This window comes from Micromonospora sp. RTBAU3-60 (assembly GCF_054963695.1).
Genome location: NZ_JBUEGB010000011.1, coordinates 165122 through 191319 on the forward strand (window position 1 = coordinate 165122; position 26198 = coordinate 191319).

Sequence of the window (26198 nt, forward strand, 5' to 3'; positions counted from 1 at the left end):
CTCCCCTACTCGGCCGGGCCCGCGCTGAGCTCGTGCACCAGCGCGACCACCCGGGTCAGCACGTCGGGGTCCGTCTCGGGCAGGACGCCGTGCCCGAGGTTGAACACGTGCCCGGGGGCGGCCCGCCCCTCGTCGAGGATCCGGCGCACCTCGGCCTCCACCACCGGCCACGGGGCGAGCAGCACGCACGGGTCGAGGTTGCCCTGCACGGCCTTGTCCGGCCCGATCCGGCGGGTCGCCACGTCCAGCGGGGTACGCCAGTCCACGCCGACCACGTCGACGCCGGCCTCGCCCATCGCGCCGAGCAGCTCGGCGGTGCCCACCCCGAAGTGGATCCGGGGCACACCCGCGTCGGCCAGGCCGGTGAGCACGTGGGTCGAGTACGGCAGCACGTAGCGGCGGTAGTCGGCCTCGGACAGCGCGCCGGCCCAGGAGTCGAAGAGCTGCACGGCGGACACCCCGGCGTCGACCTGGACCCGCAGGAACGACAGCGTGACCTCGGCCAGCCGGGCGCAGAGGGCGTGCCAGAGGTCCGGGTCGCCGTACATCAGCGCCTTGGTCTTCGCGTGGGTCCGCGACGGCCCGCCCTCCACCAGGTAGCTGGCCAGGGTGAACGGGGCCCCGGCGAAGCCGATCAGCGGGGTGTCGCCCAGCTCTGCGACGAGCAGCCGGACCGCCTCGTCCACGTAGGACACGTCGTCGCGGGTGATCGGCCGGATCCGGTCGACGTCGGCGGCGGCGCGGACCGGCTCGGCCACCACCGGCCCGGTGCCGGCCACGATGTCCAGGTCGACGCCGGCGGCGGCCACCGGGACCACGATGTCGCTGAACAGGATCGCCGCGTCGACCCCGTGCCGGCGGACCGGCTGGAGGGTGATCTCGGCGACCAGGTCAGGACGGCGGCACGATTCCAGCATCGGCACGTTGGCCCGGATCTCCCGGTACTCCGGCAGCGACCGGCCGGCCTGCCGCATGAACCAGACCGGGGTGTGCGGGGTCGGCTCGCGCCGGCAGGCGCGGACGAAGGGCGAGTCGGCCGGCCCGCCACGGCGGGATTGTCCGTGTCGGGCGGCGGTGCCCGTGGTGTCGGTGCTCATCGCGGCAATCGTGCCACGCGCCCGGGCCGCCCCCGCCGCCACCGTCACCTTTTGTGACGTGAAAGGAAGGGCCCCGGTCAACGCCTTCAGTACAGGGGCGCGGCCCCGGTCGACAGATCTGCCCGGCGCATGATCGCGGCTCGCCGCTCGGCGCGCCGTCCCGCCGTGCGAGCGGGCGGCGGCATAGGCTGCCGGACATGGCCCCCCCGATCGCGCTCCCGGAAACCTTCGCCCGCGCGGTCGTGGGGTTGCGATCGGTGACCCCCCGCCCGGAGATCGTGCTGGAGGAGGTCGGCGCCCCGCAGCGCCTGGCCCCGTACGCGTTCGCGCTCTCCGCCGCGGTCATGCGCGATGACGACGAGGTGGCCACCGGGCGGCTGATCCTGCTGCACGACCCGGCCGGGCACGAGGCGTGGCAGGGCACCCTGCGACTGGTCACCTACGTGACCGCGGAGCTGGAGGTGGACCTGGCCAGCGACCCGCTGCTGCCCGGGGTGGGCTGGACCTGGCTGACCGACGCGCTGGACGCGCAGAACGCCCGGCACCGGGCCATCGGCGGCACGGTCACCCAGACCCTCTCCACCCGGTTCGGCGAGCTGGCCGGGCCGCCCGCCGCCGGGGACATCGAGATCCGCGCCTCGTGGACCCCGCTCGGCGTCGACCTGGCCCCGCACCTGCTCGGCTGGTGCGCCCTGCTGGCCTCGACGGCCGGCCTGCCGCCGCCCGGCGTGACCGCCCTGCCGTCCCGCCGCCCCGCCGGCGCCGCCTGACCAGCCGGAGCACGCCGACGGGCCGCCCCGGGGTGACCGGAGCGGCCCGTACGGTTCGCCGTCAGAGGTAGTTCTCGGCCTCGTCGCAGACCTTGTCCAGGCCCTTGTTGGCCTTGTCGAAGGCCGCCTTGTTGCCGGCCGACGCCGCCGCGATCGCGGTGGTCAGCTTGTCCAGGCAGGTGGCGATGACCTTCTTCTGCCGGGCCTGCTCGTCCCGGTCGTTCTTGGTGCCGGTCAGGTCCTGCTCGGTGTCGGCGAGCTTGTCCCGGACCGTCTGCAGGTCGGCCTTGAGCTTGTCGATCTCCTGCCGGTTCGCCGCGATGGTGCCGTCCCGCTGGCTGACCTGCTGCTCGGTGCGGTGCAGCTTTCCGTTGGTGGTGACGTAGAGCCCGGTCATCACGCCGCCGGCGACGAACAGCAGCCCGGCGACGAGGGCCAGGATCAGGGTGCTCCGCCCCTTGCCGGTGCCCGCCGCGGGAGCGCCGTACGGCGGGACCGAGCCGGGCGGGGCCGACATCGGCTGCGGCCCGAACCCGGGGCCGGAGACCGGCGGGGCGGACATCGGCGGGGCGGACATCGGCTGCGGATGGCCCGGCGCGGAGACCGGGGCGGCGCCGTACTGCCCGGGGACCGGGGCGGCGCCCGGCGCGTACTGCCCCGGGACCGGGGTGGCGCCGTGCTGGCCTGGGACCGGGGCGGCGCCCGGCGGGTACTGCCCGGGGACGGGCGGGGCGGACGCCGGGGTGGCCGGCTGGGGCAGGGTGGGGTCGGGCTGGGCGGCGCCGTACTGCTGGGCCGCGGGCTGGCCGCCGTACGGGCTGCCGTACCCGGTGCCGCCCGGCGGCTGGGGCGGGTAGCCCCCCGCTCCGATCGGTGGCTGGGACATGACGTACCTCCAGGTGTGCTGGTCCCCCGTGGGGTGGCCCCCGAAGGGCCGGGGTGTGCGGGTCGATGTGATCAGGGCCACGGGTCGGCCGATGCGGTCAACGGCGACCGGGCGGCGGGCCGGTCAGCAGAGCTTGAAGGTGTCGCAGGCGGTCTTGATCGGCACCGCGAGGCCGATGCCCTCGGCGTCCCGCGCCTTGGCGGTGGCGATCCCGACGACCTCCTTGGACCCGTTGATCACCGGGCCGCCCGAGTTGCCGGGGTTGATCGGCGCGTCGAACTGGATCACCGGACCGGAGCCGCCCTCGTCCGGCCGGAACGCGCTCACCACCCCGGTGGTCACGCTGTCCTGCAGGCCCAGCGGGGCGCCGACCACCACGATCTGCTGCCCGGACTTGACCGGCGTACGGGCCGCGACGAGCCCGGTGAACTTGGCCGTGGTACGCAGCTGGGCGAGGTCCTTGTCCTTGTCGACCTTGATGATGGTGGCGTCGAAGCGCTGGCCGGTCCGCTCCAGGAAGACCTTCCGGCCACCCCCGTCATAGACCGACTCCACCACGTGGAAGTTGGTGAGCAGCGTGGTGCCGCCACCGGCCGCCGGCTTGCCGATCGCGAAGGCCGTACCGGTGAACTGGCCGGCGCTGACCCGGAACACGCTGGGCAGCACGGCACTCGCCACGGCCTCCGGGTTGAAGGCGGCGCCGGCCTGCTTCTCCAGGGCCTCCGCCCGCTTCTCCAGCCCGTCGAGCCGTTGGCCGTCCGCGCCCTGGGCGTCGGCCAGCCGCCGGTCGGTGGCGGCGAGCCGGTCGTCCAGCCGGTAGATCTGGTACGCCTGCACCCCGGCGACCACCGCCAGCAGCCCGGCCAGCGCCAGCGCCAGCACCGGCAGCCGACGCCGCCGGCCAGGCTCGCCGGCCGGGTGCGCCAGCCCCGGGGCGGGCTGCCCCGGCAGCGCCGGCCCGAAGGTGGGCTGGCCCGGGTAGGCCGCTCCCGAGACCGGCTGCCCCGGGTAGGTCGGCGCGGAAACCGGCTGCCCCGGGTAGGCGGGCGCGGAGGCCGGCTGTCCCGCCGGGGTTGGCGCGGCGGTCGGCGCTCCGGGGTGAGTGGGTGCGGCGGTCGGCGCTCCGGGGTGGGTGGGTGCGGCGGTGGGCTGTCCGGCGAACGCCGCCACCGGGACGGGCTGCCCCGGAAGGGCGGGCCCGGACGTCGGCTGCGCGGGCCCGGTTGCCGGCTGCGCGGGCACGGTGCCGGGTTGGGCAGGCCCGAACGCCTGCTGCGCGAGCGCCGTTTCCGGCTGCGCGGGAGCGGTGCCGGCCTGGGCGGCGAAGCCGCCCGGGACGGTCGACTCGGCGTCGACCGGCTGCCCCGGCGCGCCGCCCGGTTGGGCCGGTGGCCATCCGCCCTGGGGGTGCGGGGCGACCGGGTTGCCCCACTGGCCGCCGTTCGGCGCCGGCGACCAGGTGGCCCGGGGTGCGGGTACGGCCGGCTGGCCCGGCATGGTGGCGGGCTGCTCGGGGGTCGGGACGGCACCGGCGGGCGCGGCCGGGTAACCGGCAGGCGCCCCGAACGGGGCCGGCTGACCCGCCGCGACCGGTGGGACCATCCGCGGCGGCAGGGGCCCCGGCCGGGCCCGCTGCCCGTCCTCACCGCCGCCGACCTGGCCATGCTGGACGGCCACGGGGCCACCGACCCCGGTTTCGGTGCGCGCCTGGTCGGCCGTCTCGTCGGGGCCCGGCCCCGGCACCCCGTCACCGCCGTACGCAGCCGTCATGATCGCTCGTCCTCCCCGTGAACGCCCCGCCCGAAGCCACCCGGCGGCACCCCTCGACACCCGCCCTGCGGCTCGATGGACCGTACCTGCGCGAACGGGGTTTGTCTTCCCCGGTGTCCGACCCTGCCACGGGGGTGCAAGCCGACCCTGTCACGGGGGTGCAAGCAGGCCCTGCCCCGACCCCTGCCGGTCATCCCGCCGACACGCGCCGGACCGGCTGCGCGCGCCACGTCCGACGGGCGCACTAGGGTTGTCAGGTGACCGACGAACCACCCCTGCGCCGTCGGGCCGCCGAAAGCCGTACGGGAGAGGCAGCACCACGTCCGTCGTCGGCCGGGTCGGAGCCGGCGGACGCGGGGACCGAACCCACCGCCGGCGGGCCCGTGCCGCTGACCGCCCCACGCGAGGGCACTCCCGCGCCGGTGGCCGTGCCGAGCGAGCTCGAGGAGGTCGTGGCCCGCTTCGCGGCGGGCACCGGCCCGGTGGCCCTGGACGCCGAGCGCGCCTCCGGCTACCGCTACAGCCAACGTGCCTACCTGGTGCAGCTGCGCCGGGCGGGCTCGGGCACCGCGCTGATCGACCCGCTGCTGCTGCCCGACCTCTCCGCCCTGGACGCGGTGATCGCCGAGGCCGAGTGGGTGCTGCACGCCGCCAGCCAGGACCTCGCCTGCCTCGCCGAGCTGGGGCTGCGCCCGCGCCGGCTGTTCGACACCGAACTGGCCGCCCGGCTGGCCGGATTCGAGCGGGTCGGCCTCGCCGCACTGACCGAACAGCTGCTCGGCTACACGCTGGAGAAGCACCACTCGGCGGCGGACTGGTCCAGCCGGCCGCTGCCGGAGTCCTGGCTCACCTACGCGGCGCTGGACGTGGAGATGCTGGTCGACCTGCGCGACTCCCTCGACGAGGAGCTGCGCCGGCAGGGCAAGTCGGAGTGGGCGGCGGAGGAGTTCGCCGCGCTGGTCCGCAACGGCGCCCGGCCGCCCAGGGTGCGGGCCGAGCCCTGGCGGCGTACCTCGGGCATCCACCGGGTGCGCGGCGCCCGCGCCCAGGCCCGGGTCCGCTCCCTCTGGTACGCCCGGGACCAGATCGCCGCGCGGCGGGACGCGGCCCCGGGGCGGGTGCTACCCGACTCGGCGATCGTGGCCGCCGCCGAGCTGGACCCGAAGGACGAGAAGACCCTGCTCACCCTCCCTGGCTTCGGCGGCCGCTCCGTACGCCGGCTGGCCCGGACCTGGCTGGCGGCACTGGACGACGCCCGCCAGCTGCCGGACGACGCGCTGCCGGTGACCCCGGTGGTGGAAGGGCCGCCCCCGCCGCACCGGTGGGCGGAGCGGGACCCGGTGGCGGCCGGCCGGCTGGCCCGCTGCCGGGAGGTGGTGCTGCGCATCTCCGGTGCGCACAACCTGCCGGCGGAGAACCTGATCGCGCCGGACTACATCCGCCGCCTCGCCTGGCAGCCGCCGGAGGAGATCACCGACGAGACCGTGGCGGAGACCCTCCGCGGCTTCGGCGCCCGGGAATGGCAGCTCACCCTCCTCCTCCCCGACCTCACCCACGCCCTCACCGCGCCCTGACCCCAGATCCCCGCCCCCGCCGGCGTTGATCATGAAGTTGTTGTCACCTCGCCCGGCGGGTCGTGGCAACAACTTCATGATCAACGCGGGTGGGGGCATCCGGCGCGGGGTGTGGGGTTGGCCACACGGGGGGTGGTGACGGGGTTGGTTACTGGCGAGTAGCATCCGGGGGAAATGCCAGTGCCGGCGGCCCTCATTCGGTCCGTGGCGCCGCCTGGCGGCGCAGAGGCCGAGTCATGGCCGAAAAGGAGGCTCCAAGTGCCCCGTGAAGTTCGGGATGTCGTCTTCGTCGACGGCGTCCGCACCCCGTTCGGCAAGGCGGGTGGCATGTACGCCAACACCCGCGCCGACGACCTGGTGATCCGCTGCATCCGCGAGCTGATGCGACGCAACCCGCAGCTGCCGCCGGAGCGGGTCGAGGAGGTCGCCATCGCGGCCACCACCCAGATCGGCGACCAGGGCCTGACCATCGGCCGCACCGCCGCCCTGCTGGCCGGCCTGCCCAAGACGGTGCCGGGCTTCGCCATCGACCGGATGTGCGCCGGCGCGATGACCGCCGTCACCACGGTCGCCAGCGGCATCGCGATGGGCGCGTACGACGTCGCCATCGCCGGCGGCGTCGAGCACATGGGCCGGCACCCGATGGGTGAGGGCGTCGACCCCAACCCGCGCATCGTCGCGGAGAAGCTGGTCGACCCGTCCGCCCTGGTCATGGGCGCCACCGCAGAGAACCTGCACGACCGGGTCCCGCACATCGCCAAGGAGCGCACCGACGCGTTCGCGCTCGCCTCCCAGCAGCGGACCGCCAAGGCGTACGCCAACGGCAAGCTCCAGGACGACCTGGTGCCGGTGGCGGTGCGCGACCCGGAGACCGGCTGGGGCCTGGCCACCGTGGACGAGGCGCCCCGGGACACGTCGCTGGAGAAGCTCGCCGGCCTGAAGACCCCGTTCCGCCCGCACGGCAAGGTCACCGCAGGCAACGCGGCCGGCCTGAACGACGGCGCCACGGCCGCGCTGATCGTCGCCGAGGAGACCGCCCGCGAGCTGGGCCTGCCGGTCGCCATGCGGCTGGTGTCGTACGGCTTCGTCGGCGTCGAGCCCGAGGTGATGGGCGTCGGCCCGATCCCCTCGACCGAGAAGGCGCTGCGCATCGCCGGCCTCAGCATCGACGACATCGGCCTGTTCGAGCTGAACGAGGCGTTCGCCGTGCAGGTGCTCGCCTTCCTCGACCACTTCGGGATCGCCGACGACGACCCGCGGGTCAACCCGTGGGGCGGCGCGATCGCCATCGGTCACCCGCTCGCCTCCTCCGGCGTACGACTGATGACCCAGCTGGCCCGGCAGTTCGCCGAGCACCCCGAGGTCCGTTACGGCCTCACCGCCATGTGCATCGGCATCGGCATGGGCGGCACCGTGATCTGGGAGAACCCACACTGGACGGAGTCCAGCAAGCCGGCTCAGGGGGAGGGCAACAAGTGAGCGCGCTGGCCGCACCGAACGAGGTCGTCACCAAGGCGCTGCTGCGCCCGGTGAACGTACCGGGGCTGGACCGTCCCGCCGCCCTGATCACCCTGGACAACGGCCTCGACCACACCAAGCCGAACACGTTCGGCCCGGGCGGACTGACCAGCCTGGACGAGGCGATCACCGCTGCCCTGGCCGCGAACCCGGCGTTCATCGCGGTCACCGGCAAGCCGTACATCTTCTGCGTGGGTGCGGACATCACCGGCCTGCCGCTGCTGGCGGACCGCGCGCAGGCCCTGGAGATCGGCCGGCTCGGCCACCGGGTCTTCGCCCGGCTCAAGGACAGCGAGATCCCGACCTTCGCCTTCGTCAACGGCGCGGCGATGGGCGGCGGCCTGGAGTTGGCCCTGCACTGCCACTACCGGACGCTGTCGGCGGGCGCGGCGGCGCTCGCGCTGCCGGAGGTCTCACTCGGGCTGGTCCCCGGCTGGGGCGGCACCCAGCTGCTGCCGAACCTGATCGGCATCCCGGCCGCCACCCAGGTGATCCTGCAGAACCCGCTGATGCAGAACAAGATGCTCAAGCCGAAGCAGGCCGCGGAGATGGGCATCGCGGACGTGCTGCTGGAGCCGGCCGACTTCCTCGAGCGGTCCCTGGAGTGGGCCGCCGGCGTGGTGCGGGGCGAGGTCACGGTGACCCGGCCCGAGGTCGACAAGGACATGTGGGCGGGCGTGCTCTACTTCGCCCGGCAGACCCTCGACCAGCGGCTGCACGGCGCGGTCCCGGCCGCGTACAAGGCGCTGGACCTGCTGGAGACGGCGAAGGACGGCGACTTCGCCGCCGGCACCGCCGCCGAGGACGAGGCCCTCGCCGACCTGGTCTTCTCCGAGGAACTGCGCAGCGGCCTGTACGCCTTCGACCTGGTGCAGCGGCGGGCCAAGCGGCCGGCCGGCGCCCCGGACAAGGGCCTGGCCCGCCCCGTCACCAAGGTGGGCATCGTCGGCGCCGGCCTGATGGCCAGCCAGCTCGCGCTGCTGTTCGCCCGCCGTCTCCAGGTGCCGGTCGTGCTGACCGACCTGGACCAGGCCCGGGTGGACAAGGGCGTCGGCTACGTGCACAGCCAGATCGAGAAGCAGGTCAGCAAGAGCCGGATGGACAAGGGCACCGCCGCCAAGCTGTACGGCCTGGTCAGCGGCTCGGTCGACAAGTCCGTCTTCGCCGACGCCGACTTCGTCATCGAGGCGGTCTTCGAGGACCTGAACGTCAAGAAGCAGGTCTGGGCCGAGTTGGAGAAGATCGTCAAGCCGGAGGCGGTGCTCGCCACCAACACGAGCTCGCTCTCGGTCACCGCGATGGCTGCGGACCTGGAGCACCCGGAGCGGGTGGTCGGCTTCCACTTCTTCAACCCGGTCGCCGTGCTGCCGCTGCTGGAGATCATTCGGGGCGAGCGGACCGACGACGCCACCCTGGCCACCGCGTTCGCCGTCGGCAAGCAGCTCAAGAAGTCCTCGGTGCTGGTCAAGGACGCCCCGGCGTTCGTGGTCAACCGGCTGCTCACCCGCTTCCTCGGCACGGTCTTCGCCGCCGTCGACCAGGGCACCCCGCTGGAGGTGGCGAACGCCGCGCTGGACCCGCTGGGTCTGCCGATGCGCCCGCTCGCCCTGCTCCAGTTGGTCGGCCCGGCGGTGGCGTACCACGTGGGCGGCACCCTGCACGCCGCCTTCCCGGACCGGTTCGGAGTGAGCGAGAACCTCAAGCGGATCGCCGACTCCGGCCAGCCGATCGTGGTCGACGAGCGGGTCAACGAGGAGGTCGTCAAGCTGCTCGTGGTCGGCGACCAGCCGCTGACCGCAGAGCAGGTCCGGCAGAACGCGCTGGACGCGCTGGCGCAGGAGATCCGGCTGATGCTCGACGAGGGCGTCGTCGCCGAGGCGCAGGACATCGATCTGTGCATGATCCTCGGCGCGGGCTGGCCGTTCCACCTGGGCGGCGTCACGCCGTACCTGGACCGGACCGGCACCTCCGAGCGGGTCACCGGCCAGCGGTTCCTGCCGCGCGGGGTGGCCAGCCTGCGGTGACAGCGCCAGCTCGCCGTCGGCCATGATTCGGCCTGCGCGCCGCCAGGCGGGGCCCCGGACCGAATGAGGGCCGGTCTCAGGTCGCGCCGCGACCTGGGGCCGGCAGCCTGATCCATCGCCGCTCCCCCGCGATCGCGGTGGCCGACTGCCCGTCTGGGACGGTCCGGCCACCGCGATCGTCGTTTCCGTGACCGGACCGGTGTCGCGCGCCGACTCCGCGCCGCCCGCGCCACTGGGCGGACGATGGCCGCCAGAAACGGCGTACCGGTCCGTCACCGCCCGGCCACCCCGCGCTCACGCCGGCATCGGCGCTGCAGCGACGCAGGTCACGAGCCGGTCCCGGTTTCGTCACGTCGACACCTGGCGGACAACGGTGTGTCAGTGGGGCTCGCTACGATCACGCGTCCAGATTTTCTACAGGAGCTGCCAACATGTCCCAGCCGCCGTCCAGTCCCTACCCCGGTTCCTACCCTCCGCCGCAGCAGCCCGGGCACGGCGGTGGCTACCCGCCGCCGCAGCAGCCCCAGTACGGCGGCGGCTACCCGCCGGCCCCCCAGCAGCAGCCCGCCCCGCAGTACGGCGGTTACCCGGATGCACCGCAGCAGTCCGCCCCGCAGTACGGCGGCTACCCGGAGGCACCGCAGCAGCCCGGCCCGCAGTACGGCGGATACGTGGAGACCGGCCAGCCCAGCTTCGGCAGCCCGGAGGTGCCACCGAAGAAGAAGTCGAAGGCCGGCAAGATCCTGCTGATCGTCCTGGCCGTCGTGGTGGTCCTGTGCCTCGGCGGTGGCGCCGCCATCTGGTTCGCCGCGAAGGACACCGTGGGCGACGTGGTCGATGCCACCAAGACCCGGGTGTCGGCTCCGGAAACCCTCGGCGGCCGGCCGAAGGTGGACAACCCGCAGCTCCAGTCCGCCGCCACGGAGATGGAAGCGGAGATCAAGAAGGACACGCCCGACGCCACCAGCACCGTCGGCGCCTTCTACGGCAACCCCGAGAAGCAGGATCTGGTCATGATCGCCGGCGCGTCCGGCGTGATGGCCGACCCGAAGAAGGAGCTGGAGGACGCCACCGCGGGCCTCGGCAGCGAGCTCGGGGTGACCGAGTTCAAGACGGTGGACGCCGGCCCGCTGGGCGGCGACGCCAAGTGCGGTGACGGCAAGATCGACGGCGACCCGGTCGGGGTCTGCGTCTGGGCCGACCGCGGCAGCGTCGGCATGATCGTCATGTACTTCAAGCCGGCGTCCGCGCTGCAGTCCGAGTTCGTCGCCATGCGGGGCGAGATCGAGCACAAGGGCTGACGGCCCGTCGGACCGGTGTGACCGGGCCCCCGCCGCGTGGCGGGGGCCCCGTCGGACCGGTGTGACCGGGCCCCCGCCGCGTGGCGGGGGCCCGGTCCCATTTCTGGTCACCCTGCGGGCGACGCCGACGACGGTCAGGCCGACGCGGCCCGTTCGGCCTGGCTGCGGCAGACGCAGAACTCGTTGCCTTCCGGGTCGGCGAGCACCACCCAGCCGGTGCCGTCCGGCCGCCGCTGGTCGGCGACGAGGGTGGCCCCGAGGCCGCGCAGCCGCTCGACCTCGGCGTCCCGGGTGCCGTCGGCCGGGTGCAGGTCGAGGTGGAACGCGCCCTTGCCGTGCCGCTCCCCGACCGAGACGAAGAGCAGGTCGGGGCCGTGGCCGTCAGGCGCGACGAGGACCGCCTCGGGGTCGCCCGGGTGGTCGTCGTCGTGCAGCTTCCGGTCGAGGACCGCCGCCCACCAGCTGGCCAGGGCGTACGGGTCGTCGGTCTCGACGGTGACGCAGTGGATCTGTGCACTCACGGTGCTACCTCCTGATCGGAGCGCCCCGCGGAGTGGATGACGTCAGCGGCGACTGCGGGGCGCGGGACTGTTCACGGTGGACATCGACCACACCCCCTTCCGCACCTCGGGCTGACCGGAGCATCATGTCACCGCCCGGCGATCCGCACAAACCTGCCGCCGGCCCGGCCCCTGAGCTGCGGGGCCGGGCCGGACGGGTGACCCGGTCACGGGCCGACGAACACCGCCTTCGCCCGCCAGTCGGCGCCGTCCACCGCCGGGCCGCTACGCACGGTGAACGCGCCGTTCGGCACGCCACCGGCCCAGTCCGTCGAGGACAGGTCGCCGGTGCTCCGGTTGACCTGGTAGAGGGTGTTCCCGGCGAGGAAGATCCCGCCGGCGTCGGCGAAGCCGCTCACCCCGGCCACGGTGAACCGGTCCGCGCCGACCACGCCGCTGTCCGGGGTGAACCAGCGCCAGTAGAGGCCGCCCTGACCGCCGAGGGTGTAGTACAGCCGGCCGCCGTCGTAGAACATGCCGGTGACGTTGGGGATCTCGGCGTGGAAGTTCGTGGTCACGCCGGCGTACGTCTGGCCGGCCGGCCCGGAGTTCGTCACCACCGCGTCCCAGTACGGGTCGTGGTACGGGTCGACCGGTGACGGCGTACCGAAGGTGGTGCCGTTGAAGGTGCGCCGCCACAGCGCCCCGTTCATGCCGTAGAAGAGCGTGCCGCCGACCCAGAAGGCGCCCCGAGCGGTGGACCAGGCGGTGCCGTCCGGGTTGGCCACCGGGTTCGGGGCGCCGACCGTGCTTGCCCCGTCGTACGACCGGACCTGCACGTCGTCGGGGCTGCCGGCCGGCGGCGGCCCGGTCTTGACGATCTCGATGCCGTTGACCAGCGGGTTCTCCACCACGTGCCGGAAGTCGAGGTCGACCGAGCCGTCGCTGACGATGGTGAAGGACCGCATGGTGCCGACGTTGTGCCCGACGGATCCGGAGAGGTCCAGGTGGTCGAGGACGGTCACCCCGTCGAGCGCCACGTCGAACACCCGCGAACCGGGGGACGCGGTGCCGTCGTACCGGTTGGCCAGGTAGAGCCGGACCTGGACCTCGGTGCCCGCGGGCACCGGGAACTGCCAGCGCATCTCCGGGTCCCCGGCCGGGTCCCACCGCTCGGCGCTGTAGAGCGCGGCGGGCGTACCGGCCGGCACGGTGCCGTCCAGGCTGCCGACCGTCCCGTAGCCGGCGGTGTTGTTGCCCCCGTTGTGGTACGGGCTGGGGTTGCCGCCGTCGTCGGCCGCCCAGTCCGGCCCGCTGTCCGTCGAGGCGACCAGCGGCCCACCGGCGTTCACCCGGTAGAGCACGTTCGTCGGCACCGGCACGCCGGCCCGGTAGACGGCGCCGGGCAGGCCGGCCGTGGTGGTCGGGTGCGGCGCGGCCCCGCCGGTCAGCGGGAAGAACGCGATCCGCTCCCGCCGGTACTGGAAGTTGCCGATGAACGAGGTGTCCGAGCCGACCCAGAGCCCGGCCGGGGTGACCAGCATCTCGGAGGCGCCGACGCCGCGCGGATGCCGGCCCGGGTTCCACGACAGCGGCAGGCCGCTGCGCGGGTCGAGCGCGGCGATGCTCGCCCGACCGACCGCGCCGGCCTGGGCGCTGTCGCCGCCGAAGCTGTTGTTCAACCAGCGGAGGTGGCCGCCGACGTAGACCGCCTGCTCGCTGATGCCGACCGACAGGAAGGTGTCGCCGCCGCTGTAATCGACCCAGGTGGGCTGAAGCTCGCTGCCGGTGGCGCCGGACTCCCAGCGGGCGGCGCTGTCGCAGAGCGTCCCGCCGTTCGCCCCGCCGGTGGTGACCACCACGAAGTAGCTGCCGTCCGGGGCGTAGGCGACGTCGCGCACGTACGAGTCGAACGCCCACCAGTAGCACCGCGGGGTGTACCGGCTGGTGTTCCAGTCGGCGACGGTGGCCGCGGTCGTACCGAGGTCCAGCTTGACGATCTGGTCGTGCGGCACCCCGTCGGCCTTCTTGAAGTTGCCGATGACCACGAGTTGCTGGCCGTCCGGGGAGACGGCCAGCTTGCTCGCGCCGACCCCGGCATTGGAACCGCTGACCCCGTCGTAGTTGTGGTGCTCGGTGAGGTTGGTGGTGAGGTAGCTGTCCACCGCGCCGGTGCTGGCGTTGAGCGAGGCGAGGCCGCCGCGCGGGTTCGGGTTGCCGGCGGTGGTGAAGATGCCGCCGACCAGCAGCCGCCCGCCGACCAGGGCGACGTCGTTGACCAGCCCGTTGAACGCCGGGCCGGCGAAGCTGGTGACCACCGCGCCGGTGGCGACGTCGAGCAGGGCGACCTTGCGCCGGGTGACCCCGTTGACCGTGTTGAACTTGCCGGCGATGAAGACCGTGCCGGGGGCGGGCCCGGCGACCACCGCGTACACCTCGTTGTCGACGGTCGGCGCGAAGACGGTGTCCACCACCCCGGTGGCCTTGTCGAAGGCGAGCACGTAGTTGCGGGTGAGTTCGACGTCTGACCCGCGGTTGCGGACCCGGGTGAAGTCGCCGACGGCGATGATCTTGGTGCCGGCGTCGTGGATCGCGTCGACCGTGCCGTCCAGGATGTCCGGCGTGGCGGTCGAGGGGACCGGCTTGACCAGGGTGGTGTGGTCGGGTGCGGCGCTGGCGGGGCCGGCCGGCGCCAGGCCGGCGGCGGTGAGTGCGGCGGCGGCGAGGGCCGCGAGGACACGGCGCGTGAGGGCAGAGGCGTGGGTCACTGGCAGCTCCGGTTGGGCGGGCGCGGACAGGACCGGCGTGGCACCCGGCACGGAGCGGGTAGTCCCGGACCCTCGGCGGCCCGGGCGGGAGGGCGAGCCGAGAGGATGGGCGCCCGTCCGGCCGCCGGGGCACGGCCGGGTGAGGCGTGTCGCATCCCACACACTGCGGCACCGGTCAGCGGCGGTCCAGCGATCGTCAGGTTTCTGCCCGACCACTCGGGCGCTTCCCGTCCGACCACCCGACACGACCGGACGGGACAGCCGAGCCGGCCGCGCGAAAAGGTGAATGTGGATGGTGGTTCGACGACCGGCCGCGCCGGACGTACGCCGGTCGGCGACCGGTCAGGTGGCGGCGGGGGCGTCGGCGGCCGGCAGGGTGACGGTCACCTCGAGGCCGCCGCCCGGCTGGGCGACCGCCTGCACCGTGCCGCCGTGCGCGTCGCAGACCGCCCGGACGATGGAGAGGCCGAGGCCGGAGCCACGGGCGCCGGTACGCTCCTGGCCGCCCCGCCGGAACGGCTCGAACAGCCCCGGCACGTCGGCCGGGGCGACCTCGAAGCCGGTGTTGCCCACCACCAGCCAGGACCGCTGCCCGTCGGTGCCGGTACGCACCCACAGCCGGCCGTGCAGGTGGTTGTAGCGGACCGCGTTCTCCACCAGGTTGCCGGCGAGCCGGTCGAGCAGCCCCGGGTCGCCGACCACCGGCGCCGGGCGCAGCGCGGTGTGCACCTTGAGGCCGATCCGCTCCACCTCGCGGCCCATCGCGGAGAGCGCGTTGGCGGTGCCCACGGCCAGGTCGCACTCGGCCCGGCGGGCCAGCCGGCGGCCCGCCTGGGCCTCGCTGCGGGCCAGCACCAGCAGCGCGTCGACCAGCCCGTTGGCCCGCTCCGAGGCGTCCCGGACCACGGTGGCCATCCGCCGGTACTCGGCGGCGTCCGCCTCGTCGTCGCTGAGCGTCACGTCGATCTCGGTCCGCATCACCGCGAGCGGGGTACGCAGCTCGTGGGAGGCGTTCGCGACGAACCGTTTCTGCGCCTCGAACGCGGCGGCGATCCGGTCCAGCATGGCGTCGAACGTCCGGGCCAGTTCGGCGACCTCGTCGTCCGCGCCGGACCAGCCGATCCGCTGGTCCAGGGTGGCCTCGCCGAGCCGCCGGGCGGTGGCGGTCACCTGGTGCAGCGGGCGCAGCGCCCGGCCGGCCACCAGGTACGCCCCGGCGACCCCGACCACGCTGATCACCAGCAGTGCCACCAGGCCCTTGACCAGCAGCTCCGCCGAGGCGGCGTCGACCAGCCCCCGCTGCCACTGCCCGGCGTCGAGGGTGCGGCCGTCGGCGAGCACCACCGTGGTGCCGGGCCGCAGCTCGTCGGTGGGCCGCAGCGCGTCGCGGACCAGCAGCCAGGCCAGCGTCACCAGGATCGCCCCGGCACCGACGAGCAGCACCCCGTTGAGCAGGGTGAGCCGCAGACGCAGGGTGGGGCGCAGGCGGCGGGTCACGGCGCCAGCCTCGGTTCGCGACTGCGGGGCTCGCAGAAGCGGCTCACTCCTCGCGCTCATGCCGCGACCTCGGCGGTGCGGTAGCCGGCCCCGACCACCGTCTCGATCAACGGCGGGTCGCCGAGCTTCTTGCGCAGCGTCATCACGGTGACCCGGACGATGGTGGTGAACGGGTCGGTGTTCGCGTCCCAGACCCGTTCCAGCAGCTCCTCGCTGGAGACCACCGCGCCGCGCGCCTTGAGCAGCTCGGCCAGCACGCCGAACTCCTTGTTGGTCAGGTCGACCGGCGCCCCGCCGCGGGTTACCACCCGGCGGGCCGGGTCGAGCACCAGGTCGGCGACCGCCAGCACGGGCGGGGCGGCCGGGGTGGCCCGCCGGCCCAGCGCCTGCACCCGGGCGACCAGCTCGTCGAAGGCGAACGGCTTGGGCAGGTAGTCGTCGGCGCCGAGCTGCAGGCCCTCCACCTTGTCGGCGACCGTGCCGCTCGCGGTCAGCATCAGCACCCGGGTAAGGGTGCCGGAGGCGGCCAGGTCGGCGCAGATCTGGTCGCCGTGCACGCCGGGCAGGTCCCGGTCGAGGATCACCACGTCGTACCGGGTGACGAAGGCGGCCTCGTGCCCGCTGTCGCCGTCGTAGGCGACGTCCACGGCCATCCCGCGCTTACGCAACCCGCGCGCGATCGCGTCGGCGAGGTTCCGCTCGTCCTCCACCACCAGTACCCGCATCCCCGGCCTCCCAGCTCATGACCCCCCGACAACCTAGTGCCGGCCACCAAACCAGCATCCCGCGCCGCCGTTGCAAAAGACCTTCGCGTACGCCATGCTTCCCGGCACCTGGCGACAAGGAGGCTGCCGATGACCCGAACGTCCATCGGGCGGGACGTGGCGTACCACCGCTTCCGCTTCCCGGACGAGCTGGGCCGCGGGACGTCCGACGGGGTGACCGCCGGCCCGGACGGCCTGGTGGTCGCCCGGCCGGCCGGGCGCGTCGCGCACACCGATCCGCACACCGGCGTCACCGCCGACTACGACCGGGTGACCTGGACGTCCCCGCCGGTCCGGCTCGGCTTCCCCGCCGACGAGATCGTGCCGTCGTGGACCGCCGACACCCCGCCTGGCTGCTGGCTGCGGGTGGAGCTGCGCGGCTGGGCCGACGCGGACCCGTCGACCGACTGGTACGTGCTGGGCGAATGGGCGGCCGACGAGGCGACGATCCACCGCAGCTCGGTGCCCGGCCAGACCGGCGACGACGCTCGGGTGACGGAGGACACCCTGCGGATCACGGGCGCCGTGGTCACCGGCTGGCAGGTCCGGGTCAGCCTGTTCCGCCGGCCCGACGCCCCGGTCGGCCCGGTGCTGCGCACGGTCGGCGCGGTCGCCTCGACCAGGGCGGCGGCCGGCCCGGCGGACGCCTCGACGCCGACCGGCGCCGGAGACCTTCGTGGTGGACCGGGACGGCCGGCCCGAGGACGGGTGCTGGACGTGCCCCGCTACTCGCAGCGGCTGCACGCCGGCGGGGAGACCCGCTGGGGCGGCGGCGGGGACTCCTGGTGCAGCCCCACCTGCACCTCGATGGTGCTGGACTTCTGGGGTGCCGGGCCCGGCCCCGACCGGTACGCCTGGGTCGAACCGCCTGGCCCGCGGCCGGTGGTGGTGCACGCCGCCCGGCACTGCTACGACCACGCGTACGCGGGGGCCGGAAACTGGGCGTTCAATACGGCGTACGCGGGGCTGCACGGGGTGGATGCCTTCGTCACCCGGCTGCGCTCCCTCGCCGAGGCGGAACGGTTCGTCGCCGCCGGCGTCCCGCTGATCCTGTCGGCCGCGTTCAGGGCAGGGCAGGTGCCGGGGCTGGACTACGACACCCGGGGGCATCTGATGGTGCTGGTCGGTTTCACCGCCGACGGTGACCCGGTGCTCAACGACCCGTACGCGCCGGACGACGAGGGGGTCCGCCGGACGGTGCCCCGGGCGGCGTTCGAGGCGGCCTGGCAGTCGGGCAGCGGCGGCGTCACGTACGTGGTCCGGCCGGCGTCGGTGCCGCTGCCCCCGCCGCCCGAGCAGGCCAACTGGTGACTCCGCGACCCACCGGCCGGCCCGACGGGGTGCGGCCGGTGCGGCGTCGGCGGGCTGAGTCAGGGCAGCCGCCACACCCCGAACCCACCGGCGTTGCGCCGGCAGACCAGCACGTCCCGGCCGGTCCGGCAGTCGCCTAGCACGTCGGGCAGCGCGTCGAACACCCGGACCCGGGCGGCCGCCACGTCCAGCTCGGCCACGAGCAGTCGCCCGTCCCCGCCCCGCCGGACGCCGATCAGCCGGTCGCCCGGTTCGGCCCAGCTCGCCAGTTCCCAGCTGCCGAGGTCGGCGACCGGCCGGCCGGTCGCCGCGTCCGCCACCAGGAACCGGGACCCGCCATGGTCGTCCGCGCCGACCAGGAACCGGCCCCGCTCCGCCCACAGCACCGCCTGCCAGCGCGGGTTGCTCCACCGCACGGCGCCGGTCGCCGGGTCGAGCGCCCACATCCCCCCGGTCTGCCGGTACGCGCAGAGCAGGTCGCCGCAGTCGGTCAGGTAGCCGACCTGGGCGAGCCGGGCCGTCCAGCGCTGGTCCAGCCGGTCCAGGCCGTAGCCGGTCACCGTGCCGCCGTTGTCACTGATCACCAGCAGCAGGTCGCCGACGACCTGGTTCCGCTGCCAGCTCGGCAGCTGGCCGGGGCGGATGTTGCGGGCGGCCAGCAGGGCACCGCTGGCGGGGTCGCGCACCTCGACCTCGCCGGAGGGGGCGGCCAGCACGATCCGGTCCACGCCGTCGGGGCCGAAGCGCAGGTTGGGGCCGTCCAGCGGGGTCGGCACCGACCACAGTGTCCGGCCGGAGGCCACGTCGACCCGGCGGAGCGAGCCCTCGCCGGAAGCGTCGAGGTTCTGGAGGAGCACGCCGTCACCCGCCGGGTAGCCGGCCCCGAGCTGCTGCCAGCCCGATCGGCCGGTGCCGGCGTCGAGGGCCGTGGTCCGGAACACGCCCTCGGGGCCGCCCACCGGACGGCCGCTGACCAGCACCGTCCCGCCCTGCTGCAGCAGCCAGACGTCGCCGCCACCGGCGGAGAGCGAGGTGCGCCACAGGAGGGCGGGCGGCCCGTCGGCCGGGAGCCGGTAGGCGACCAGCTGCCGTCCCGTACCCTGCTGCGGGTCCAGCGGGTCCACCACGTAGAGACGGTCGGCCACCAGGAAGAGGTCCGCGCCGAGCCGGGCCGACACCACGGCGACGGCGCGCTCCGGGCGCGGGACTCCGCCGGCGAGGACACACAGGACGGCCGCCAGCACCGCCAGCACCCGGTACGGCCGGGTGACGGCGCGCGGCGGCCGGGGCGGCGGTTGCGGCTCCGGGTCGTGACGGAGCTCGCCCAGATCGATGATCGTCACGACCACCCCTTCCCGGGCAGCCGCCCGCGCACCCGCCGCGGGGCGTACCGGCCGGCCGGGGTGACGCCGGACCGCCTGTACGATGGCCCGTCGTGGCTGTGCCGGTGGTAGACCCCTCGCTGAACTCCTCGCCCGTCGCGGTCGAGCCCGTCGTGGCGGTCCCGCCCCGCCGGCCCCGGCGCCGGCCGGCCCGCGCCGACGTGCTGGCCATCGGAGCCTATGTGCTGCTCGGGGTTCTCGTCTGCCTCAACTACTGGGGGGACGTGCAGCACCGGGTCTCCTCGCACCTGCCGACGGACCACAGCTGGTTCGAGTGGCTCTTCGCGCACGGCGCCTACTCGGTGCGGCATCTGGAGAACCCGCTCTTCACCGCCCGGCAGAACGCCCCGGACGGGGTGAACATGATGGCGAACACCTCGCTGCTCGGGGTCACCCTGCCGCTGGCACCGCTCACCCTGCTCCTCGGCCCGCAGGTGATGTACGCGCTCTACCTGGGCGCGGCCCTGGCGGCGACGGCGGCCACCTCGTACTGGATGCTCTCCCGGCACCTGGTCCGCTCCCGCGCGGCGGCCTTCGTCGGTGGGGTGTTCCTCGGCTTCGCCCCCGGCATCGTGCACCACGCCAACGGGCAGCCCAACTTCGTCTCCAACTTCCTGCTCCCGCTGATCGTGGCCCGGGTGCTGCGGCTCGGCGAGCCGGGCCGCTGGTTGCGCAACGGCGTCGCACTCGGCCTGCTGGTGGCGTACCAGATCTTCATCAACGAGGAGATGCTGCTGCTCACCGCGCTGGCCTGCCTGGTCATCGTGGTGGCGTACGCGGTGCAGCAGCCCCGGGCGGCGCGGGAGCGGGCAGGGACCTTCCTCGCCGCGCTCGGCGTGGGCGGCGGGCTGGCCCTGCTGCTGGCCGCGTATCCGATCTGGTTCCAGTTCAACGGGCCGCAGTCCTACCGGGGCCTGCAGGGCGGGGTCTTCCACAACTGGGGCGAGGACCTGATGGCCTTCGTCACCTTCGCCCGGGACACTGTGGCCGGTGACGAGGCGGTCGAGCAGACCATCGGGTTGACCGAGCAGAACACCTGGTTCGGCTGGCCGTTGGTGCTGGTCGCCCTGGTCGCCCTGGCGTTGCTGGTGCGCCGCTCGCTGCCGGCCCGGATCGTCGCCGTGCTGGTGGTCGTCTTCACGGTCGCCGCGATCGGCCCGAAGGTGCGCTTCGACGGGGTCGAGACCACGGTCGACGGCCCCTGGGCGTACGTGCCGGACAACCTGCCACTGGTCGAGATGATGATGCCGACCCGGCTGGCCCTGGTGGTGACCGGCGCGGTCGGCGTGCTGCTCGCGCTGGCCTGGAACGGCCTGGCCGGGGCGGGCCGCCCGGCGGTGCCGAGGCCGCGCGCCGGGGAGGCCAGCACGGCGCCGTCGCCCGCCGCCGGCCGGCGGCGCCGCTGGCTGCGCGGCCTCGGGTACGCGGCGATCGTGGCCGCCCTGCTGCCGCTCTTCCCGCGCCCGCTGCCGGCCGAGCGGCTCGACCCGCCGCCGCACTTCATCACCGCGGGCGGCTGGCGGCCGTACGTGCCGGCCGGCCGGACGCTGGTGCCGGTGCCGATCCCGAGCAACGTGCACGGCCTGCCCACCCTGCGCTGGAGCGCCCTGACCAGGCAGGAGTTCCCCATCCCCGCCGGCTACTTCATCGGCCCGAACGAGAAGGGTGAGGGGGTCTTCGGCGCGCCGAACCGGCCGACCAGCACGCTCATCTACGCCACGATGGACGCGAACAAGGTCCCGGCGATCACCGAGGAGCACCGCCACCAGGCGGTCGAGGACCTGCGCTTCTGGAAGGCGTCCGTGGTGGTCCTCGGCGCGAACCCGCGCGAGGCGGTGCTGCGCGACCTGATGACCGCGCTGCTCGGACCGCCGCAACGGGTCGACGACGTCTGGCTCTGGGACGTCCGCGACCGCGTCTGACCCGCGCCTCGCGCCGCGCGCCTCAAGATCATGCTCGATCCTGGATGTAGTGGCGTCCGGCGCGCTGCGATGCCACTACCTCCAGGTTCGAGCGCAAGGTTGACGGGCGGCCGCGCCCGCTCAGCCGAGGATCGGGCGGACGTCCCAGATGTGCGCGCCGGGCACGTCCCGGCCGGGCCCGATCAGGGCGTCCACCGTGGCCCGGACCGGGTCGCCCGGGAGCGAGCCGGCCTGCACCAGCACCGCCGCCCGCCAGTGCCGCAGGTCCGCGACCGCCTGGCGGCGCTCCGCGTCGCCGACCGGTGGCACCTGACCGGTCTCGGCGGCCCGCCGCAGCAGCAGCGAGGTGGGGCGGTCCGGCGCGCCCCAGCGCGCGGTCGGGTCGTCCCCGCTCCGCGGGCCGATGAAGTAGCCGCCCGGCGCGTCGAACGCCAGCCCGGTACGCGCCGACCAGAAGGTGGCCGGGCTCTTCGCCGCACCGGTCACCGGGGGCACCGGCACCAGCGTCCGCCCCGGCGGGACGTACGCCCGCCAGCCGCCGTCGGCCACGAAGGCCGGCACCGGCGCCACCGGCACGGTACGGATCGGGGTGGGGACCAGCGGCAGCAGCGCGGCGGCGATCGCCCCGGCCCAGGGCGCCCAGGTCCGGGCGGACCACTGGCGGACCCGGTCCAGCGCGAGCGCCAGCAGCACCCCCAGCACCGGTACGCAGACCAGCGCGAACCGGGCCGGCACCACCAGGTCGAGCAGCGGCACCCCGGCGATCAGCCGGTACGGCCCGGGCAGCCCGGTGTCGTGCCGGTTCACCACGATCGTGGTGCCCAGGGAGAGCAGGCCGAGGAGCAGCCCGCAGACGGCGAGGGCGCGGACCAGCGGCCGGCGCCACAGCCGGACCACCACCAGCAGGGCGAGCAGCGGCAGGAACGGCCCGAAGAACGAGTTCTGCTCGGTGGGGTTCGGCGACAGCAGCCCCGAGTGGCGGTCGTCCCCGGCCACGCTCTGCCGGGCCGCCGCGGTGAACGAGGCCACGTCCAGCCGGTACCCCTCGGCGAAGAACGGCATCCCCGCGTAGTGGCCCGGGCCGCGGAACTGGAACCACAGCGGGTACGCCAGCAGCACCCCCGCCACCAGCGCGCCGACCCCGAGCCGGCGCAGCACCGCGGGGGCCAGCCGGCGCGCGGCGGCCCGGTCGGCCAGCGCGTACGCCCCGGCGAACACCCCGGCGGCGAGCGCCAGGAAGACCAGCACCTCCTCGCCGAGAAAGATCTGGTACGCGACGGCCAGCCCGAGCAGCGCCCCGTCCCGGCGTATCCGGTCGGTGGCGGGGCGGAACACCAGCCCGAGGATCACCGGGACCAGGAACTGGGCGGCCATGTGCAGGTGCGCCCCGGCCTGCGACACCATGCCGGGCGCGAAGCCGCAGAACAGCCCGCCCACCGCCGCGGCGGCCCGGGACCGGACCAGCCGGCGGGCCAGCAGCGCGTACCAGGCGGTGGCGGTGCCGGCCAGGCAGGCGACCACGGCGACGAGGAAGGCCGCCTGGGCGCCGAACAGCAGCGTGACCGGGGTGAGCGGCACACCCAGCCCGAGCACGGAGGTGTTGGCCATCAGGTTCACGCCGTCCGGGGCGTTCAGCGCGGTGCTGTAGAGCGGGTTCTCCCCCGCGGTCACCGCGCGGGCCGCCCGGGCCAGCATCCACTCGAAGAGCATCTGGTCGCCGGCCTGGTGGAATAGCCGCTCCGGCCGCCGCCACTGGTCGCCGGTGAGCAGCACGGCCAGCGCGAGGTAGCCGGTGACCACCAGCGCGTCGACCGGGCGGACCCGCCGGAGCCGCGACCGGACCACCGGCGGGGCGGTCAGGCGGCCGACTGGCTGGTCAGTGTCCGGACGTCCCACAACCACACGTCCAGCTCCTGCCGGGCGGGCCCGATCAACTGCTCGACGGTCCGCCGCAGCGGCTCGGCGTTCTGCTGGTCCAGCGGCAGCACCACGATGGCGGCCCGCCAGTGCCGCAGCTCGTCCAGGAACCGCCGGCGCTGCCGGTCGTCGAGTTTCGGCATACGCCCGGTGGCGGCGACCTCCGCCAGCAGGTCGCCGATGCCGCTGGGCCGCCCGCCGAAGCGACCCGGATCGCCGGTGACCCCGTTGCGCGGGGCGAGGAAGTACCCGCCGGGAATCTTGAAGGCCAGGTCGGTGCTGGCCGCCCAGCGCATCGGGTTGGTGTTGCCCATGCTCGGCACGGGCACCGACACGAGCGTCTGGTCCGGCCCGACGTACTGCCGCCACCGGCCGGCGGTGATGAACCTGGGCACCTCCGGCCGGGTGGTGACCTGCAACGGCATCGGCGCGATCGGCAGCAGTGCCAGCGCCAGACCGGCGACGGTCAGCGTCCGTACCGCCCGCCGTTCGGCGGTGCGCAGCGACCAGGCGCGCTGCACGGCGAGGGCCAGCAGGATCGCGACGACCACGGTGGTGATCATGCCGAACCGGGTCGGCACCACCGCGTCGAGCAGCGGCAGTCGGACCAGCAGGTCCCACGGGCCGGTGAACAGCTCCCGGTCCCACCAGGACACCCGCTCGCCGAGGGAGAGCACCGCGAAGAACAGCCCGGTCGCGGCGAGCGCCCGGACGATCACCTCCCGCCGGAGCCAGACCACGATGCCGACGGCCAGCAGGGACAGGCTCCATCCGAAGAAGGCGTTCTCCTCGGAGTAGTTCGGGGCGAGGTTGACGTTCGCCCGCTCGTTGCCGCCCAGGGTCGGTGAGCCAGGGGCGAAGAACGAGGCGATGTCGTTGCCATAGTCGCGGACCGCGTCGCTGAGCCCGTGGTACGCCATCGGCCCGGCGAACTGGACCCAGAGCGGGTACGCCAGCAGCGCCCCGGCGAGCACCGCGCAGACCGCCAGCCCGGTCCCCAGCGGACGCCACGCGGCGGCCCACCGCTCCCGCTGCTGGACGACCACCGCCAGCAGGAACACGCCGAGGGCCAACGCGGTGAAGAGCAGGATCTCCTCGTTGATGAACGCCTGCGCGGTGACCAGCAGGGCGAGCAGCGCGCCGTCGCGGACCGGGCGGGTGGAGCGGGTCAGCACCAGCACCCGCCAGACGATGAACGGCAGCAGGAACTGGGAGATGATGTTGGGGTGCCAGTTGGCGTGCGACAGCATCGCCGGCGAGAACCCGCAGAACCAGCCGCCCACGGCCGCCGCCAGCCGGGTACGCACCACGTGCCGGGACAGCATCCGATACCAGGCGGCGGCCGTGCCGGCGAGGCCGAGCGTCACCAGCGTGACGAAGGAGACCGCCGGTCCGAAGAGGAGGGTGACCGGCACCATCGGGATGCCGAGGGCCAGGATGGCGGTGTTCGCCATCAGGTTGACCCCGTCCGGATAGTTGAACTGGTCGGTGTAGAACGGGAACTCGCCGTGCAGCACGACGCGTACCGAGTGGGCGAGAAAGAACTGCACCTGCGCCGGATCGCTGCTGTAGAGGGCGGCCACCCGGCCGGCCGGGTCGACCCAGAGCCCGCTGGTCACCCACAGTGCGGCAAGCAGGAAGACGCCGTACACGGCGAGGTCCTGACGGCGGCGCGTCCAGCGTGGGCGCGGGCGGGCAGCCGGCCGGGCGGCGTCGGGATCGGGGGCGGGGGGAGCCACGGTGGTGACGGAGGCGGGGCCCGTCGGGGCATCGGCGTCCGCTGGCGAGTCGCCACGGGGCTCGGCAGGCGTCACAGTCGGCGGAGTCTACCGGAGCCGAAAAATGGCCACGAAACGCACACCACCCTCCACTGTGGCGGTCGCCCGAAGGGGTGAGGCGGGCACCGTCGGACGACCGGCCGTCTCGTACCATGTGGCTTCGCAAACACGACCAACGACGCGATCGGGGGCGTACAGGTGGCTTCAGTCCGCCGACGCGGCACGCTGGCCACCGCGCTGCTGACCCTGCTGCTGGCCGCGCCCGGGTGCGGACCCGTCGCCGGGCGGCAGTCGGCGGACCTGCGGGTCGGCTACGACAGCCTGGACGGGCCGCTGACCGTCTGGCCGGCGCGCGGCAGCCTCGCCGGCGACGCCGCCGCGACCGCCGGCATCACCGCGGCGGTCCAGGACTGGCGCTCGCCGGTCGACGACCGGGCACACCTGCCCACCTCCGGCATCCTCTACTCGGGGGAGATGGCCGGGTCACCGCTCGCCCTGGTCGCCGCCGACGTGCCCGGTGAGAGCGCCTCCTGGCTGCTGCAACTGCACCGCGACGGGGACCGCTGGCGGGTCACCCACGCCACCGAGTACACCGACCCCGGCTACCTGGTCTACTCCGACGTGCTGCCGGTCCAGATCCGCAACGGCCGGCGCTACCTCACCTCCGCCCGGGTCGAGCGGCTGCTCGGTCCGGACGGCCGCGCGCTGGCCAGCACCGACGGCCTCACCGAGCCGGTCGCCGTGCCGGCCTGCCGGGCCGTGGAGCTGACCGCGGCGCTGCGCCCCACCCGCTCGCTGCCGCGCGGCCGGGCCGCGGACCGCGTCCTCGACCTGGGTACGGCCACCGCCGACCCCCGCTATCCCCTGGTACGCGACGAGACCGGCACCGGCAGCCGCGCCCTGACCGGGCTGGACACCTGCGTCCTCGCCGACACCACCGGGCCGTTCGGCAGCGTCCCCCGCCGGATCGGCGACCGGAACGCGCCCCGCTCGGCGCCGGAGTCCTGGCCGATGGCGAAGCTCGCCGTCCGATCGCTGGGCGAGGTGGCGCTGGGCGGCGGCGAGCCGGGCGACCTGCAGCAGCTCACCTGGGAGAGCGCCACCGGCACGATGACCGCCCTGGTCTACCGGCCGGGCGACGGCGGCGCCCCGCTGGTCTCCCCCGCCGACCGGTCCACCACCCTGCAGGCCTACCACCTGCCGATGCCCGGGCAGCCGCTCGCGGTGCTGACCTGGCGGGCCACCCGGGACACCTCGTTCGCCGCCCCGCCGGGGACGTCGCGCCTGGTCGACCGGCCGGGCCTGGTGGTGGTGCCGCAGCCGGACTCTCGTCAAACGTTCAGCCTGGCGGGTACGGAGAAGACCTGGTACCGGTCGGTCGGCGGGCGCTGAGCCTGGCTGCGCGTGGACCGCGACCCC

General features: G+C 74.5%; 18 protein-coding genes. 8 read left to right on the plus strand and 10 right to left on the minus strand.

From position 1 onward, the window contains the following. Positions 1-5 precede the first annotated feature (5 nt). Entirely contained in the window at positions 6-1097 is a 1092-nt protein-coding gene (gene hemE / locus ACY34I_RS13930; RefSeq protein ID WP_462755407.1) for a uroporphyrinogen decarboxylase, read from the minus strand. Positions 1098-1294: 197 nt separating this feature from the next. Between hemE and ACY34I_RS13935 the strand changes: the two genes are divergently transcribed. Further along, positions 1295-1867 (plus strand): DUF3000 domain-containing protein, encoded by a 573-nt coding sequence (locus ACY34I_RS13935; protein ID WP_462755409.1) that lies wholly within the window; start codon positions 1295-1297, stop codon positions 1865-1867. Between the two features lie 61 nt (positions 1868-1928). Here the strand turns inward: ACY34I_RS13935 and ACY34I_RS13940 are convergent, their stop codons facing one another. Together ACY34I_RS13940 and ACY34I_RS13945 are read right to left on the minus strand one after the other, a co-directional pair. Further along, on the minus strand, positions 1929-2753 hold the full coding sequence (locus ACY34I_RS13940; RefSeq protein ID WP_462755411.1) for a hypothetical protein: 825 nt from the start codon (positions 2751-2753) through the stop codon (positions 1929-1931). A 123-nt stretch (positions 2754-2876) separates the two neighbouring features. After that, positions 2877-4523, minus strand: coding sequence for a S1C family serine protease (locus ACY34I_RS13945; RefSeq protein WP_462755413.1), 1647 nt, complete (start codon positions 4521-4523; stop codon positions 2877-2879). Between the two features lie 257 nt (positions 4524-4780). Between ACY34I_RS13945 and ACY34I_RS13950 the strand changes: the two genes are divergently transcribed. From ACY34I_RS13950 to ACY34I_RS13965, 4 genes are all read left to right on the plus strand, one after another. Further along, positions 4781-6097, plus strand: coding sequence for an HRDC domain-containing protein (locus ACY34I_RS13950; protein WP_462755415.1), 1317 nt, complete (start codon positions 4781-4783; stop codon positions 6095-6097). A 258-nt stretch (positions 6098-6355) separates the two neighbouring features. After that, positions 6356-7576, plus strand: coding sequence for a thiolase family protein (locus ACY34I_RS13955; protein WP_462755417.1), 1221 nt, complete (start codon positions 6356-6358; stop codon positions 7574-7576). Beyond that, positions 7573-9639 (plus strand): 3-hydroxyacyl-CoA dehydrogenase NAD-binding domain-containing protein, encoded by a 2067-nt coding sequence (locus ACY34I_RS13960; RefSeq protein ID WP_462755419.1) that lies wholly within the window; start codon positions 7573-7575, stop codon positions 9637-9639. Before ACY34I_RS13955 ends, ACY34I_RS13960 begins: the two co-directional genes overlap by 4 nt. Before the next feature lie 431 nt (positions 9640-10070). Continuing rightward, positions 10071-10940, plus strand: a complete 870-nt coding sequence (locus ACY34I_RS13965) for a hypothetical protein (RefSeq protein WP_462755421.1) — start codon at positions 10071-10073, stop codon at positions 10938-10940. Between the two features lie 134 nt (positions 10941-11074). Here the strand turns inward: ACY34I_RS13965 and ACY34I_RS13970 are convergent, their stop codons facing one another. The 4 genes from ACY34I_RS13970 to ACY34I_RS13985 all read right to left on the minus strand — a co-directional run bounded on the left by ACY34I_RS13970 (position 11075) and on the right by ACY34I_RS13985 (position 16430). Continuing rightward, positions 11075-11461 carry a VOC family protein gene (locus tag ACY34I_RS13970; RefSeq protein ID WP_462755423.1) on the minus strand — a complete coding sequence of 129 codons (387 nt, stop codon included), beginning with the start codon at positions 11459-11461 and terminating at the stop codon, positions 11075-11077. 206 nt (positions 11462-11667) lie between these two features. Next, complete coding sequence (locus ACY34I_RS13975; protein WP_462755425.1) at positions 11668-14208, minus strand: malectin domain-containing carbohydrate-binding protein; 2541 nt, start codon at positions 14206-14208, stop codon at positions 11668-11670. Between the two features lie 342 nt (positions 14209-14550). Further along, a complete protein-coding gene (locus ACY34I_RS13980) occupies positions 14551-15705 on the minus strand; it encodes a sensor histidine kinase (protein ID WP_462755427.1) in 1155 nt (384 codons plus the stop codon). 56 nt (positions 15706-15761) lie between these two features. Beyond that, the gene (locus ACY34I_RS13985) at positions 15762-16430 is read right to left on the minus strand and encodes a response regulator transcription factor (RefSeq protein WP_148795314.1); all 669 of its coding nucleotides are present in this window, start codon (positions 16428-16430) and stop codon (positions 15762-15764) included. Between the two features lie 129 nt (positions 16431-16559). Between ACY34I_RS13985 and ACY34I_RS13990 the strand changes: the two genes are divergently transcribed. Then, complete coding sequence (locus ACY34I_RS13990; RefSeq protein WP_462755429.1) at positions 16560-17780, plus strand: peptidase C39 family protein; 1221 nt, start codon at positions 16560-16562, stop codon at positions 17778-17780. 59 nt (positions 17781-17839) lie between these two features. Here ACY34I_RS13990 and ACY34I_RS13995 read toward each other — a convergent pair whose 3' ends face one another. Continuing rightward, a complete protein-coding gene (locus ACY34I_RS13995; RefSeq protein ID WP_462755431.1) occupies positions 17840-19123 on the minus strand; it encodes an outer membrane protein assembly factor BamB family protein in 1284 nt (427 codons plus the stop codon). 98 nt (positions 19124-19221) lie between these two features. Here ACY34I_RS13995 and ACY34I_RS14000 point away from each other — a divergent pair, with 98 nt between their 5' ends. Further along, on the plus strand, positions 19222-21084 hold the full coding sequence (locus ACY34I_RS14000) for a hypothetical protein (protein WP_462755479.1): 1863 nt from the start codon (positions 19222-19224) through the stop codon (positions 21082-21084). A gap of 120 nt (positions 21085-21204) precedes the next feature. On the opposite strand, the gene ACY34I_RS14005 is transcribed toward ACY34I_RS14000, so the two are convergent. Together ACY34I_RS14005 and ACY34I_RS14010 are read right to left on the minus strand one after the other, a co-directional pair. Beyond that, positions 21205-22986 carry a hypothetical protein gene (locus tag ACY34I_RS14005; RefSeq protein ID WP_462755433.1) on the minus strand — a complete coding sequence of 594 codons (1782 nt, stop codon included), beginning with the start codon at positions 22984-22986 and terminating at the stop codon, positions 21205-21207. Further along, a complete protein-coding gene (locus tag ACY34I_RS14010; RefSeq protein WP_462755435.1) occupies positions 22941-24815 on the minus strand; it encodes a hypothetical protein in 1875 nt (624 codons plus the stop codon). The genes ACY34I_RS14005 and ACY34I_RS14010 overlap by 46 nt, the downstream gene beginning before the upstream one ends. Positions 24816-24977: 162 nt before the next feature. Here ACY34I_RS14010 and ACY34I_RS14015 point away from each other — a divergent pair, with 162 nt between their 5' ends. Next, positions 24978-26171, plus strand: coding sequence for a hypothetical protein (locus ACY34I_RS14015; RefSeq protein WP_462755437.1), 1194 nt, complete (start codon positions 24978-24980; stop codon positions 26169-26171). Positions 26172-26198 lie beyond the last annotated feature (27 nt).

Excerpts from the sequence above, each read along its gene's own strand:
- ACY34I_RS13935 (WP_462755409.1), top strand. The coding sequence starts at position 1,295 with ATGGCCCCCCCGATCGCGCTCCCGGAAACCTTCGCCCGCGCGGTCGTG.
- ACY34I_RS13945 (WP_462755413.1), bottom strand. The coding sequence starts at position 4,523 with ATGACGGCTGCGTACGGCGGTGACGGGGTGCCGGGGCCGGGCCCCGAC.
- ACY34I_RS13940 (WP_462755411.1), bottom strand. The coding sequence starts at position 2,753 with ATGTCCCAGCCACCGATCGGAGCGGGGGGCTACCCGCCCCAGCCGCCG.
- hemE (WP_462755407.1), bottom strand. The coding sequence starts at position 1,097 with ATGAGCACCGACACCACGGGCACCGCCGCCCGACACGGACAATCCCGC.
- ACY34I_RS13965 (WP_462755421.1), top strand. The coding sequence starts at position 10,071 with ATGTCCCAGCCGCCGTCCAGTCCCTACCCCGGTTCCTACCCTCCGCCG.
- ACY34I_RS13990 (WP_462755429.1), top strand. The coding sequence starts at position 16,560 with ATGACCCGAACGTCCATCGGGCGGGACGTGGCGTACCACCGCTTCCGC.
- ACY34I_RS13985 (WP_148795314.1), bottom strand. The coding sequence starts at position 16,430 with ATGCGGGTACTGGTGGTGGAGGACGAGCGGAACCTCGCCGACGCGATC.